The organism is Nonomuraea sp. NPDC049158 (assembly GCF_040648335.1).
Taxonomy (GTDB): domain Bacteria; phylum Actinomycetota; class Actinomycetes; order Streptosporangiales; family Streptosporangiaceae; genus Nonomuraea.
In genome coordinates this window covers 657,237-670,642 of record NZ_JBEZDM010000001.1, presented here as the reverse complement: position 1 = coordinate 670,642, position 13,406 = coordinate 657,237, and the positions used below count along the sequence as shown (strand labels likewise).

Genomic DNA, 13,406 nt, shown 5'->3' with positions numbered 1-13,406 from the left:
CGATCGCCGACCGTACGAACAAACGCACCAATCGGCGGGACGAGCAGACCAGACAGGCCGGACGGACCAGGCGGACAGGCCAGGCGGCGCGGACAGACCAAGCCGACAGGCCCCGTGGTCAGTCGTCGGTGGTGGCCTAGCCGGTGATGGTCAGTCGTCGGTGGCGACGTAGCCGATGATGCCGCGCAGTTTCTCCACCGGTATCGCCCCCCGCCTGAGCATCCGCGGCACCGCCGTGGTCAGGTCGAGGATCGTGGAGGGCGTGTTGTCCGTGGTCTTGCCGCCGTCCAGGTAGACCGCGACCGACTCACCCAGTTGCTCCTCGGCCTCCGCCGCCGTGACGGCCGCCGGAGCGCCCGAGCGGTTGGCGCTGGAGACGGCCATCGGGCCGGTCTCCTTCAGCAGGTCGAGCGCGACCGGGTGGAGCGGCATGCGCAGCGCGACCGTGCCCTTGGTCTCGCCCAGGTCCCAGGACAGCGCCCGGTTGGCCTTGCAGACGAGCGTGAGGGGGCCGGGCCAGAAGGCGTCGATGAGGTCCTGACCGTACGGTCCGAGGTCGTCGACCAGGGCGTTGGCCGCCCTGACGGTGCCGACGAGGACCGGTGGCGGCATGTCGCGGCCGCGTCCCTTCGCCTCGAGCAGGGCGGTGATCGCCGCGGGCGTGAAGGCGTCGGCGCCTATCCCGTAGACCGTGTCGGTCGGCAGCACCACCAGCTCACCGCGGCGTACGGCGGAGGCGGCCTCCGTCAGGCCCTCGGCCCGCTGCTCCATGTCCGTGCAGTCAAAGCGTCTTCCCACGGTCTTATCGCCTCGCTCCGCTCGGCGGGGAGCGGTGCTCTCGAGGCTCCCCCCTCCTCATTCGGTCGCTTCGCGGCCTCTCGCCTCAGGAGAAGGCCGCGCCGCTCGCGTGCATCCTAGTCCTGGCCGAGTCTGGCCGTGACGAAGCGGTCCCTGCGGGTCAGATCCTGCCGCAGTCGTACGTCCCGCCAGCCGTTGTCCTCGGGGAACGTCAGGTAGACGGCCCTGCCCTGCTCGTCGGCGTGTTCGACGGAAACCCAGCCACCGGGGCGCAGCAGGCGGCGCGCGGTCCGTTCGACGGCGCGTACCTCGCCCAGACCGTCGTCTCCGGTGCCGTACAAGGCCCTCGACGGGTCGTAGTCGCGCACCTCGGGGTCACGCGGGATCGCGCCGGGAGGGATGTAGGGCGGGTTGGAGATGACCAGGTCGACCTTGCCGTTGAGCTCGGGCAGGGCTTCGGCCAGGTCGTCCGGGTGCAGGTGGGTGCGGCCCTGACCGTGTTCGGAGATGTTGCGCTTGGCCCAGCCGTAGGCGCCGGGATCGACCTCGACGGCGTGTACCTCGGAGAGCGCGACCTCCTGGGCGATCGACAGCGCGATCGCGCCCGAGCCGGTGCCGAGGTCGACGACCAGGGGCGCGGCGACGTCCATCGCGCGCAGCGTCTCGATGGCCCAGCCCGCCATGACCTCGGTCTCGGGCCGTGGTACGAACACGCCGGGCCCGACCGCGAGCTCCAGGTAGCGGAAATAGGCGTGGCCGGTGATGTGCTGCAGCGGCTCGCGGGCCTCGCGCCTGGCGACGCCCTCCCAGAAGAGCGCGTCGAAGTCGGCGTCCTTGACCGTGTGCAGCTCGCTCCTGCGCACGGAATGGACGAATGCCGCGATCTCCTCCGCGTCCGTACGCGGTGAGGGCACACCTGCCTCGGCCAGCCGTGCGGTGGCGAGGGCGATTTCGTCCAGCAGAAATGTCATGAGTGTTGTGCGAGCTTCTCCGCCATTTCGGCGTCGATGAGGGCCTGGGTGACGGCGGTGAGCTCGCCGTCGAGAACTTGGTCGAGGTTATACGCCTTGAAGCCGACTCGGTGGTCGGAGATGCGGTTTTCCGGGAAGTTGTACGTGCGAACCCGCTCGGAACGGTCGACCGTCCGCACCTGCGACTTGCGTTCGGCCTGCGCGGCGGCCTCGGCCTGCTCCTGGGCGATGGCCAGCAGCCGGGCGCGCAGGATGCGCAGCGCCGACTCCTTGTTCTGGAGCTGGCTCTTCTCGTTCTGGCAGGAGACCACGGTGCCCGTCGGCAGGTGGGTGATCCGGACCGCGGAGTCGGTGGTGTTGACGCTCTGGCCGCCGGGGCCGCTGGAGCGGTAGACGTCGATGCGCAGCTCGTTGGGGTCGATCTGGACCTCGACGTCCTCGGCCTCGGGGTAGATGAGCACGCCCGCGGCGCTGGTGTGGATGCGGCCCTGCGACTCGGTTACGGGCACCCGCTGCACACGGTGTACGCCGCCCTCGAACTTGAGCCTGGACCACACGCCCTCGTCGCCCTTGGCCTTGATCGCGACCGTGACGTCCTTGTAGCCGCCCAGGTCGGAGTGCTGGGTGTCGATGATCTCGGTCTTCCAGCCGAGCCGCTCCGCGTAACGCAGATACATCCGGAGCAGGTCGCCGGCGAACAGCGCGGACTCCTCGCCGCCCTCGCCCGCCTTGATCTCCATGATGATGTCTTTGTCATCGTTGGGGTCACGCGGGATGAGCAGGTGTTTGAGCCGCTCTTCGAGGCGCGGGATGCGCTCCTCGATCTCGGCCGCCTCCGCGGCGAAGCCCTCGTCCTCACCCGCCAGCTCCTTGGCCGCGACCAGGTCCTCGCGGGCCGACGCCAGCTCACGGTAGGTGCCCACGATCGGGGTCAGCTGCCGGTAACGCCTGCCGAGAGTGCGGGCCTTGTTCTGGTCGGCGTGCACGGCGGGATCGGCGAGCTGCAGCTCCAGCTCGGAATACTCCTTGAGCAACTCGTCGAGATTCACCGTGCGTCCTTCGTCTGGGGTGTAACGGTCTCTTCACCAAGAACGCCGACCCGGCGCACGTGAGTGCGTCCGGGTCGGCGTCGGTGAAGCTAGTTGCCCGAGGACTTCTTGCCGAAGCGCTTCTCGAAGCGCGCGACCCGGCCGCCGGTGTCGAGGATCTTCTGCTTGCCCGTGTAGAACGGGTGGCAGGCCGAGCACACGTCGGCGTGGATGACGCCGTTCTTGGCGGTGCTGCGGGTGGTGAACGTGCTGCCACAGGTGCAGGAGACCTGGGTCACGTTGTAGGCGGGGTGGATGTCGGGCTTCATTGCTGTCCTTTCGAGGTGCGGTCGCCGGGTCGCCAGAAGTCGCGATCAAACGCGGGCGGGAGCCGGAACCGCTGCGGGTCAGCTACCAGTGTGCCAGATGCTGTAACCGTCCCAGGCCACCGGGCATTCCCGGAACCTTATAGCGGACTCACTGTCGTCACATTAGGCTCCCGCGCACAAACCATTACTTTTATCCCATAAGGACTGCGATCAGATGAAGAAGGGGCTGCGGTCGCTACTCGCGACCGCTACGGGGGCCGCGCTTCTCCTCGGATGCGTGAACCTCTCGGCCGCGCAGGCGGCCAGTGCTGGAAGCGACTTCAACGGGGCTGCCACGTCGGACGCGTTCATCCCGGTCGACCGGGACATCGAAGTCAGCGTCACTCTCAGGCTGAAGGACCCGGCGACCGTCACGGCGGCCGTCACCGGCAGCGTCACTCCGCCCGGCAAGTCGGCACGGGACGTGTCCTTCGACTTCCGGCCGTCTCCGGCGAGCAAGGCCACGGAGACGACGATCACCGGCAGGTTCGGCATCGGCAAGGACGACCCCGCCGGTGACTGGAAGCTGAACGTCAGTGTCCCGCGCGACTCGGGCACGGGGAACAACGCCTTCGTCCTCAATGTCTCCGGCAAGCAGGGCATCACCAGCGGCGGCGTCACGCCCAACCCGGTGCGCCTGGTCAAGGGCAAGGACGTCAAGGTCTCGGTGAAGGCTTCGGTGACCGATGCGGGGTCGGTCTCCGCCAAGCTCATCAGCGAGGAGTCCAACGAGTCCTACGACCTGGGCGACCTGGAGCGCGGCTCCGACGGCTATTACCGCGGCAGCACCTTCTTCAGCGACGACACGCCTCCGGGCGACTGGACGCTGGAGGTGTACGCCAACCGCGGCGGCCAGTCGCTCAAGGGCATCAGCTCCTTCACCGTCGTCGCCCCGGTGGGCGGCGCCTCGAAGAAGGCCAAGGTCAGAATCACGATCAAGGCCCCGGCCAAAGTACGGAAGGGCGCCTCCGTCACGGTCTCCGGCAAGGTCTATCGCGGCTCCAAGGGGTTTCCGAAGAAGAACCTGGAGGTCTACTTCAAGACCAAGGGCACCAAGACGTACAAGCTCCTGCGCTTCGTGAAGACGAACTCGACCGGCAAGTACGCCAGGTCCTTCACCATGAAGAACGACGGCTACTTCCGCGTCAAGGCGCCCGGCACGAGCAAGACCCGCAGCGCGCTGTCGCCACAGGAGTTCGTGGACGTCAGATAGTCGACGCCCCGGATGTCCGCCGTGGACGTCAGGTAGTCGACATCGCAGATGTCCGCCGTGGACGTCAGGTAGTCGACATCGCAGATGTACGTGGATGTCAGATGCTCGACGTCCCAGGCATGCATCCCTGGGACGTCAGGTAATGAACGTCACAGATTTTCGTGGGCGTCAGGTGGTCAACGGCCCAGATAGGTGAGTACGGCGAGCACTCGCCGATGGTCCTCGGGCGCCGGCCCGAGGGCCAGTTTGGCGAAGATCCCAGAGATGTGCTTCTCCACGGCCCCTTCGGTGACCACCAGCCGGGCGGCGATGGCCGTGTTGGAGCGGCCCTCGGCCATCAGCGCCAGCACCTCGCGCTCGCGCCGGGAGAGCGTGTCGAGCGGGGCGCCACGCCGCTGCCTGCTGAGGAGCTGCATCACCACCTCGGGGTCGATGACCGTGCCGCCCGCCGCCACCTGCCGCACGGCCTCCAGGAACTCGGCCACGTCCGCCACCCGCTCCTTCAGCAGATAGCCGACCGCCGGGCCGATGAGCTCGCCCGCGTAGCGTTCCTCGACGTATTGCGACAGCACCAGGATCGGGAAGTCCGGCCTGGCCGCCCGTACCTTCAACGCGGCGCGCAGGCCCTCGTCGGTGTGGCTCGGCGGCATCCGGACGTCGACGATCGCCAGGTCGGGCGCATGCTCCTTGACCGCGGTGATCAGGGACGGCCCATCGGAGACCGCCGCGACGGTCTCGATGCCTCCGTCGGCGAGCAGCCGGGCCAGCCCCTCGCGGAGCAGTACGGAATCCTCGGCGATGACCACGCGCATGTGCAATGCCTACCACTCGCAGGGCAACTCCGCGCGCACGAGGGTGGGACCACCGACGGGGCTGTGCAGGATGAGCATCCCGTCAATGGTGGCCGCCCGGTCGGCTAACCCCGACAGGCCGCCGCCCGCGCTGACCAGGGCGCCGCCGATGCCGTTGTCCCACACATCGACGAGCACCTGCCGGTTTTCCCTGGTCACCCGCACGGACGCCTCGGTGGCGGCCGAGTGTTTGGCCATGTTGGCCAGGGCCTCGGCCACGATGAAGTAGGCGATGCTCTCCACGGCCGGGGGCGGCCGCTCGTCGGTCGTGCCGAGCTCGACCACCACGTCCACGTGCACCGGCGCCCGCGCGGCCAGCCCGGACAGCGCCGCGTCGAGCCCCCGGTCGCTCAGGATGGCCGGATGGATGCCCCTGGCCAGGTCGCGTAGCTCGGCGATCGCGGCCTTCGTGCCGCTGTGCGCCTGGGCGATCAGCAGCCTGGCCTCTTCGGGGGCGTGGTCGAGCTTTGCCTGCGCCCGTCCGAGGTCCACCGCGACGGACAGCAGCCGCTGCTGGGCGCCGTCGTGCAGGTCGCGTTCGATCCTGCGGCGCTCGGCCTCGGCCGCGTCGATGCCCCTGGCTCTGCTGGCCCGCAGCCGCTCCTCCTCGCTCCCGCTGAGCAGCACCACGGCCAGCGTGCCGTGCAGCCAGGCCATCCCGCGTACGGCGTAGGCGGTCACGGCCAGCATGCAGAAGCCCAGGATCGTGCTGAGCACCGCCCCCGGCCAGCTGTCGATGGCCAGGACGTCGTTGAACAGCAGCGCCTCACCCTGCGCGTGACAGAAGGGCGCGATGATCAGCGTGATGGTCCCTACCCAGGACAGAGCGGACACCACGAACTCCACCAGGCTCAGCGGGAACAGCAGCAGGAGATAACCGAGGTCCTTCCAGGTGGCCGGATCCTTGAACAACCACCCCACATGGGCGCCGATCCCCCGCTCGGGCCGGGTGCGGTAAGGGTCGGCGATCCGTACGCCCAGCGCGGCCCACAGCACCCGGCGCTCCAGCATCGCCGCTCCGCGCCACGTGAACATGGTCAGCAGCACCAGCGGAATGCCCACCCACAGGACCACCAGCGCGACGGAGAACGGCACCGCCACGGCCAGCACGGCGAACCAGCCGACCCCGAAGGCCAGACTGACCAGCATGTAGGGCACGGCCCGCCACGTGGCCGGATCCACCACAACGCCAATGGGCCCCCGGGGCCCCAACGGCACGCGCTCCCTCAACGGCACAGCAACCATGCCATCAAGGGTGCCCGTCCAACCGGCCGCAGAGAATGTGGCGGACTTCCGTCCTCAGGTGGGGTTAACCCCAGTGACCGGTCTCATCGCCTCGTCACAACGGCTCGCCGGCGGCCCCAGCGCCGTCCCCCTGGTGCAGCAACCACAAGGATTCCCCGGTGGTCCGTCACACGACCGCCTAGATCCCTGTGACGGTCCGTAAGTGGCTGGGGTCCTTTGCAGGGATACCCCTCTGGGGGGAGAAAGAAGACGGTCCGTCGTGGCTGGGGTCCCTAACGAGAGATACCCCCTCCGGGGGAGGGGAAGAACGGCCCGTCGTGGCAGACGACCCTACAGAGACACCCCTCCGGCCGAGCGGAAGCCCGTCGTGGCATGCCGCCCCCGTGGGATCAGTGGCCGCGTCCCCAGAGGCCCTTGACCCCATGTGGGGCCCGTGGCGCATGCCGTACAAGACAAAAACATGCCGTACAAGAGAAAAAAGGGGGCGGCAGAGAAGAAACTCTGCCGCCCCCTCAAACCAGCGTCAGTCGCGGTCGTTGCTCACCGTGGTCTTCTGGACCTGCAGGAGGAACTCGGCGTTGGACTTGGTCTCCTTCATCTTCTCCAGGAGCAGCTCCAGCGCCTGCTGCATGTCGAGCGCGTGGAGCACCCGGCGCAGCTTCCAGACGATCTGGAGTTCGTCCTTGGCCATGAGGATCTCTTCCTTACGGGTGCTGGACGCGTCGACGTCCACCGCGGGGAAGATGCGCTTGTCGGCCAGGGAGCGGCTGAGCTTGAGCTCCATGTTGCCGGTGCCCTTGAACTCCTCGAAGATGACCTCGTCCATCTTGGACCCGGTCTCGACCAGGGCCGTGGCGAGGATCGTCAGCGAGCCGCCGTTCTCGATGTTGCGGGCGGCGCCGAAGAAGCGCTTGGGCGGGTAGAGCGCGGTCGAGTCGACACCACCCGACAGGATGCGCCCGCTCGCGGGAGCCGCGAGGTTGTAGGCGCGCCCGAGACGGGTGATCGAGTCGAGCAGGACGACCACGTCGTGGCCCAGCTCCACCAGGCGCTTGGCCCGCTCGATGGCGAGCTCGGCGACCGTGGTGTGGTCCTCGGCGGGACGGTCGAAGGTCGAGTGGATGACCTCGCCCTTGACCGACCGCTGCATGTCGGTGACCTCTTCAGGCCGCTCGTCCACCAGCACGACCATCAGGTGGCACTCGGTGTTGTTGCGGGTGATCGCGTTGGCGATCGCCTGGAGGACCATCGTCTTACCGGCCTTGGGCGGCGAGACGATGAGGCCACGCTGGCCCTTGCCGATCGGCGAGACGAGGTCGATGATCCGCGTGGTGAGGATGTTCGGCTCGGTCTCGAGGCGCAGGCGGTCCTGCGGGTAGAGCGGCGTGAGCTTGTTGAAGTCGGGCCGGTTGCGGGCCTGCTCCGGGTCCATGCCGTTGACGGTGTCGAGGCGGACCAGGGCGTTGAACTTCTCGCGGCGCTCGCCGTCACGCGGCTGCCGGACGGCGCCGGTGATGACGTCGCCCTTGCGCAGGCCGTTGCGGCGGATCTGGGCGAGCGAGACGTAGACGTCGTTGCTACCGGGCAGGTAGCCGCTCGTCCTGACGAACGCGTAGTTGTCGAGGATGTCGAGGATGCCGGCGATCGGGATGAGTACGTCGTCGTCGCCGATCACGGGCTCGTTGCTCTCGAAGCGCTCACGGCCACGGCCGCGGTTGCGCTCCCTGAACCGGCCCCGCCGGCCACGACCGCCGCGGTCGTCGTCGTCGCCGCCACCGCGCGGGTCGTTGCGCGAGTCGCCCCGCTGATCGTTGCGGGGGTCGCTGCGCTGGTCACCGCGCTGGTCGTTGCCGCCACGCGGGTCACCGCCGCGGCCGCCGTCGGCGACCCGCTCACGCTGGTCCACGCGACCGCCGTCACGGCCACCATCACGACCGTTGTCACGGTTGTCACGGCCATCCCGGCCGTCGCGGACATCACGGCTGTCGCGAACGTCACGACCGTCGCGGCTGTCACGACTGTCACGGACATCGCGGCCGCCCTCACCGCGGTCGTTGCCGGAACGGTCGCTGCCGGAACGGTCGCTGCCGCCACGGTCGCCACGGTCACGGCGCTCGCCTCTGGTGCGCCGCTCACGGCGGCTCTCACCACGGTCGCCACGCGGGTCGAGCTGGGCGTCGGCGGGCTGGGCCTGCTCCACGACCGGCTCGGCCGGGGCGGCGGCGGCCACGGGCTCGGGGGCCGCGGCCACCGGCTCGGGAGCCTGCGCGACGGGCTCTTCAACGGTCTTGGGGCGGGAACGTTCCCGGCGTGCCCTCGTGGGCCGCTCCGCGGCGGGCGCCGCGTCGGCGGCGGCCGGGGCCTCGGCTACGGCAGCGGGCGCGCCTTCTCCGGTGCCGCCACCCTGCTTCTCCTGGATGGCCGCGATGAGCTGGCTCTTCCGCATGCGCCCGGTGCCGCTGATGCCCAGCTCAGCGGCCATTTTCTGCAGCTCGGGCAGCACCTTGGCGGACAGGCCGGTGCCGGAGCGACGCGCGCGCGGCTTAGCCGCGGCGCGGGTGGGGGTGTCGCCGGACGCGGGCTGCGCAGGTGAGCCTGGTGCGTCGGAGAGGAGTTCGGTGGTGTCGCTCAACTAAAGGTCCTTCCCAGGGGTCGGGCGCCGGTTTTGTTCTGCCGGGCGTCCCGGAGGTGCTTGCGATCCGGCGGGACAGACCGGGTCGGGGTGCACGTTGCGATCTTCGGCCGCCGCTGGGGACGACCGCCACTCTTGGGGAGAGGCACGTCCAAGCGGCCACAGGACAGTGACGCGTGGATGACACCCCTCAGATTGCTGTCGCCAGCCAGATGTCGAGGTGATTCGAACGCGCAGACCCCCGTCGTCGCCGCCTCACGTTGGGCCAACCGGGTGTGGGCCAACCGGAGGCAACGGATTCCGGGGAGACAGCCGCGCTGCACACGCCTCGCGACGTGCAGCATGATGCAGCGATGTGTGGCTGACAAGCACGCACCCAACAAGGGGGCATCTGGTGCGGCTATCAGCCTAACATCACCAGCGCACACGGCTATTCCCTGAAGGTCTAAAGAGGCATCAGCGTGTCTCGGGGAACTGAACGTTCGCACCAACTGGGTCGACGTCCATAAGCTGGATGTGCCAGTCATTACCCACTTCTGGCGCGATCAAATCCTGCGAATCCGGTGTCGAAAACGCAAGAACTGTGGGACCTGCTCCCGAAACGACCGCAGGCACGCCCACTGCACGGAGACGTTCTACCAGATCCGCACTGGCCCGCATCGCAGGCGCACGGTATTTCTGGTGAAGTCGGTCTTCGGTGGCGGCGAGCAGCAGCCCGCGCTCCGGCCGCTGAGTCAGCGCCGCGATCAGCAGCGCAGCCCTGCCGGCGTTGAAAGAGGCGTCCTTGTGGGGCACGTCCTTCGGCAACAACCCCCGTGCGGTCTCCGTGGCCAGGCGCGTCGCCGGAACGAACACGACTGGCTGGATGCGCACATCCGGGAGCAGTTTCACCATACGCGGTGATCCGGAGTGGTCGGTCCACGCAATCGTCAAGCCTCCGGCCAGGCATGGCGCGACATTGTCCGGATGCCCTTCCATCTCGGTGGCCAGCGCGAACACCTCGTCGTCGGAAAGGCCGTATCCATCGGAGAATCCGGCCGCGCGCGGCCCTCCGTCACCGGCTTCCGTACGCGATTCGGCGGGCCGCGCCAGCGCGCGGGCGGCCAGAATGCCCGCGCAGATCGCGGCCGAGGACGAGCCCAGGCCGCGGGCGTGCGGGATGCGGTTGAGGCAGTGCAGCCGGATGCCGTCGGGCTGGGCGGCCCCCATGCGGTCGAACGTCCTGCGCATGGCCTTGATGACCAGGTGTCCTTCGCCGAGGTCGAGCTCGCCTTCGCCCTGTCCTTCGACGGTGACGTGGACGCCCCGCTCGCCGGTCAGCGTGGCCCGGACCTCGTCGTACAGGCCCAAGGCCAGGCCCAGGGTGTCGAAGCCGGGGCCCAGGTTCGCGGACGTGGCAGGCACACGGATGTCAACGGTGCTCATTCGCCTGATCTTTCCCCCGCCGCCTTCAGTGGTGACGGGCCTGTTTTCCGTACGGCAAAGCATCCGTACGGCGAAGCAGGGCTCTCGTACGGAGCAGCGGACGCGTTCTTAGCCCAGGTTGAGGGCGGCCGCGGCGGCGTGGACGTCGATGGGGATGGTGACCGGGGCCGGCGCGCCGGCGATCGCCCAGTCCGGGTCCTTGAGGCCGTTGCCCGTGACTGTGCAGACGATGCGCTGTCCGGGCGCGATGAGCCCGTGCGCGTGCGCCTGAAGGAGACCGGCGACGCTGGCCGCCGAGGCGAGCTCGACGAAGACGCCCTCCTCCTGGGCCAGCAGTTTGTACGCGGCCGCGATCTGCCGGTCCGTGACCGACTCGATGGCGCCACCGGACTCGTCGCGCGCCGCCGTGGCGAGTTGCCAGGAGGCGGGGTTGCCGATGCGGATGGCGGTGGCGATCGTGTGCGGATGGGCGACGGGCGCGCCGTCGACGATGGGTGCCGCGCCGCTGGCCTGGAAGCCGAACATGCGCGGCGCCTTGGTGGAGATCCCGTCGGCGGCGTATTCGCGGTAGCCCATCCAGTAGGCCGAGATGTTGCCCGCGTTGCCCACCGGGATGCAGTGGATGTCGGGCGCGTCGCCGAGCGTGTCGACGATCTCGAACGCGGCCGTCTTCTGGCCCTGCAGCCGGAACGGGTTGACCGAGTTGACCAGCGCGATCGGATAGCTGGACGACAGCTTGCGGGTCATCTCCAGGCAGTCGTCGAACGAGCCCTCGACCTGGAGCAGCGTGGCCCCGTGGACGAGCGCCTGGGCCAGCTTGCCCATCGCGATCTTGCCGCGCGGCACCAGCACGGCGCAGGTGAGCCCGGCGCGTACGGCGTAGGCGGCGGCCGAGGCCGAGGTATTGCCGGTGGAGGCGCAGATGACCGCCTTGGCACCCTCTTCGACGGCCTTGCTGATGGCCATGGTCATGCCACGGTCCTTGAAGCTGCCCGTCGGGTTGGCGCCCTCCACCTTGAGGTAGACGTCACACCCGGTCAGCGCGGAGACGCGGTGCGCCGGCACCAGCGGCGTGCCGCCCTCCAGCAGCGTGATGACGGGCGTCTTCGTGGTGACCGGAAGGCGCTCTCGGTACTCCTCGATGAGGCCACGCCACGACCTGCTCATATTGACTCCCTACCTGCGGTCTTGGGCACCGAGTGTACGGGGTCCCGGCGGTGTTCACGGAGTCGAGTCCCGGGCCGCCGAGCAGTGGCTGCAACAACCCATAATTCAGGAAATTCTCAGCATCTCCCGGTAAGGTCCCCGGCAGGGGGGTCACCACCATGAACGCGCGTCCTGCCATGACGCAGAACGACTATTCTCCGCTGTCGCCGCCAGAGCTCGGCACCTGGTCACCGGCCCTGTCCGTGAGCGTGGTGATACCCGCGCACGGCGGGCCCCATCTGGAGCTGACGCTGGCCGCGCTGGCCGCTCAGACGTACCCGGACCACCTCATGGAGGTCCTGGTCGTGGACGACGGCAGCGAGCCGCCGATCCAGTTGCCGGAGCTCCGGCCGGTCAACACCCGGGTCGTCCCGGTGACGACCGGCTGGGGCATCTCGAACGCCGTCAACACCGGCGCCAAGGCCGCCGACGGCGAGATCATCCAGCGCCTCGACGCCGACATGGTGGCCTGCCGCGAGCACATCGAGGCCCTGGCCCGCTGGCACCACGTGACCGACTATCTGGTCACGATCGGGATGAAGCGCTTCATCGAGGTGCCGGACCTCACCGCCGAGCAGGTCTTCCGGGCGGGACACCTGGGAGACGTGTTCGACCTGGCGTCGGGCGTGTCGAGCTCCACCGAGGCGACGATCGCCAAGACCGACGGGCTTCGCAAGAGCCGCAATCCCTACCACGTGTGCACGGGACCGACCTTCGCCCTTCCCCGGGAGGTCTTCCACGCCGTGGGCGGTCTCGACCCGAACGTCGTGCGCGGTGAGGACACCGAGTTCGCCTACCGGCTGGCCATGCACGGTGTGGTGTTCATCCCGGACATGGAAGCGCAGGCCGTGCATCTCGGGCTGCCCGCTCAGCACCGTGACAGGGATCGCGCCGTGCGGGCCGTCGAGCCGTACCTGGCGCACCGGGTTCCGCTCCGCCGCGACCTGCGCAAGGACCAGGGCCGCCGCTGGCTCGTCCCGTACGTCGAGATCGTCCTGGACGTCACGGACACCTCGGAAGCGGTGGTGCGGCAGGCGGTGGCGGCGGCGCTCGACGGCAAGCTGCAGGACGTCGTGGTGACGCTGGTGGGACCGTGGGCGCGACTGCACGACGGGCGGCGGGCCGTGCTCAGCGACCCGCTCTTCGAGATGCGGCTGATGCGCGACCTGTTCGCCCACGACGACCGGATCCGGCTGATCGACGAGGCGGCCCCGACGCCGGCGCCCGCGCCGTTCCGCTACCGGGGGCCGGTCGACGTGCCGCTGCACAAGGCGACGCTGGAGCGGATGATCGAGACGGTGCAGAAGGACCTGACGGGCGTGCTCGTCGTGGACCTGCCCGACGGCCGCGCGGCCCGCCTCGAACGCACCTCCGCCCTGGGCCGCGCCCTGCTGCTCGCCGCGCCGGGCGACGATCTCGACGAGATCATCCAGACCACGCACGGCGTACGGCACGAGGACCCGGACCGCTATTGGCCCCCGGCCCCGCAGCCGAAACCCCCGGCCGAGAAGGCCCCAAGCGAGAAGAGCACGGCCCCGAAGGCGGCGCCCCAGAAGCCCGCCGCGCCGCTACCGCCGATCGTCACGGTTCCCGCCACCGAGGAACGGACCCTCCTGGGCCGCCTCAAGTCCGTGATCCGGCCCAGCTGACCACGCGGCCTCAGGGCGCG

11 protein-coding genes are annotated in these 13,406 nt (G+C 69.1%); 2 read left to right on the top strand and 9 right to left on the bottom strand.

The genetic code is table 11. The features are described 5' to 3' along the window. Positions 1–150 precede the first annotated feature (150 nt). From AB0B61_RS02930 to rpmE, 4 genes are all read right to left on the bottom strand, one after another. Positions 151–798 carry an L-threonylcarbamoyladenylate synthase gene (locus AB0B61_RS02930; protein WP_225290359.1) on the bottom strand — a complete coding sequence of 216 codons (648 nt, stop codon included), beginning with the start codon at positions 796–798 and terminating at the stop codon, positions 151–153. A 116-nt stretch (positions 799–914) separates the two neighbouring features. After that, positions 915–1,769, bottom strand: coding sequence for a peptide chain release factor N(5)-glutamine methyltransferase (gene prmC, locus AB0B61_RS02925; protein ID WP_225290358.1), 855 nt, complete (start codon positions 1,767–1,769; stop codon positions 915–917). Beyond that, positions 1,766–2,818: a peptide chain release factor 1 gene (gene prfA / locus AB0B61_RS02920; RefSeq protein WP_358427013.1), complete on the bottom strand. Its 1,053-nt coding sequence runs from the start codon at positions 2,816–2,818 to the stop codon at positions 1,766–1,768. Before prfA ends, prmC begins: the two co-directional genes overlap by 4 nt. Positions 2,819–2,907: 89 nt before the next feature. After that, positions 2,908–3,126 carry a 50S ribosomal protein L31 gene (rpmE, locus tag AB0B61_RS02915; RefSeq protein WP_358427010.1) on the bottom strand — a complete coding sequence of 73 codons (219 nt, stop codon included), beginning with the start codon at positions 3,124–3,126 and terminating at the stop codon, positions 2,908–2,910. Positions 3,127–3,403: 277 nt separating this feature from the next. Between rpmE and AB0B61_RS02910 the strand changes: the two genes are divergently transcribed. Then, entirely contained in the window at positions 3,404–4,378 is a 975-nt protein-coding gene (locus AB0B61_RS02910) for a hypothetical protein (protein WP_358427007.1), read from the top strand. A 176-nt stretch (positions 4,379–4,554) separates the two neighbouring features. Here AB0B61_RS02910 and AB0B61_RS02905 read toward each other — a convergent pair whose 3' ends face one another. The 5 genes from AB0B61_RS02905 to thrC form a co-directional block, all read right to left on the bottom strand. Beyond that, complete coding sequence (locus AB0B61_RS02905) at positions 4,555–5,190, bottom strand: response regulator transcription factor (protein WP_358427004.1); 636 nt, start codon at positions 5,188–5,190, stop codon at positions 4,555–4,557. A 9-nt stretch (positions 5,191–5,199) separates the two neighbouring features. Next, positions 5,200–6,411 (bottom strand): sensor histidine kinase, encoded by a 1,212-nt coding sequence (locus AB0B61_RS02900; RefSeq protein ID WP_358427001.1) that lies wholly within the window; start codon positions 6,409–6,411, stop codon positions 5,200–5,202. A 586-nt stretch (positions 6,412–6,997) separates the two neighbouring features. Next, complete coding sequence (gene rho, locus AB0B61_RS02895; RefSeq protein ID WP_358426998.1) at positions 6,998–9,106, bottom strand: transcription termination factor Rho; 2,109 nt, start codon at positions 9,104–9,106, stop codon at positions 6,998–7,000. Positions 9,107–9,562: 456 nt separating this feature from the next. Further along, positions 9,563–10,531 carry a homoserine kinase gene (locus tag AB0B61_RS02890; RefSeq protein ID WP_358426994.1) on the bottom strand — a complete coding sequence of 323 codons (969 nt, stop codon included), beginning with the start codon at positions 10,529–10,531 and terminating at the stop codon, positions 9,563–9,565. A 108-nt stretch (positions 10,532–10,639) separates the two neighbouring features. Continuing rightward, entirely contained in the window at positions 10,640–11,698 is a 1,059-nt protein-coding gene (gene thrC, locus AB0B61_RS02885; RefSeq protein WP_358426991.1) for a threonine synthase, read from the bottom strand. A 158-nt stretch (positions 11,699–11,856) separates the two neighbouring features. On the opposite strand from thrC, the gene AB0B61_RS02880 reads away from it, so the two are divergent. Further along, positions 11,857–13,386, top strand: a complete 1,530-nt coding sequence (locus AB0B61_RS02880) for a glycosyltransferase (RefSeq protein WP_358426988.1) — start codon at positions 11,857–11,859, stop codon at positions 13,384–13,386. Positions 13,387–13,406: the final 20 nt, after the last annotated feature.

Excerpts from the sequence above, each read along its gene's own strand:
- AB0B61_RS02880 (WP_358426988.1), top strand. The coding sequence starts at position 11,857 with ATGAACGCGCGTCCTGCCATGACGCAGAACGACTATTCTCCGCTGTCG.
- prmC (WP_225290358.1), bottom strand. The coding sequence starts at position 1,769 with ATGACATTTCTGCTGGACGAAATCGCCCTCGCCACCGCACGGCTGGCC.
- thrC (WP_358426991.1), bottom strand. The coding sequence starts at position 11,698 with ATGAGCAGGTCGTGGCGTGGCCTCATCGAGGAGTACCGAGAGCGCCTT.
- rpmE (WP_358427010.1), bottom strand. The coding sequence starts at position 3,126 with ATGAAGCCCGACATCCACCCCGCCTACAACGTGACCCAGGTCTCCTGC.
- AB0B61_RS02890 (WP_358426994.1), bottom strand. The coding sequence starts at position 10,531 with ATGAGCACCGTTGACATCCGTGTGCCTGCCACGTCCGCGAACCTGGGC.
- AB0B61_RS02905 (WP_358427004.1), bottom strand. The coding sequence starts at position 5,190 with ATGCGCGTGGTCATCGCCGAGGATTCCGTACTGCTCCGCGAGGGGCTG.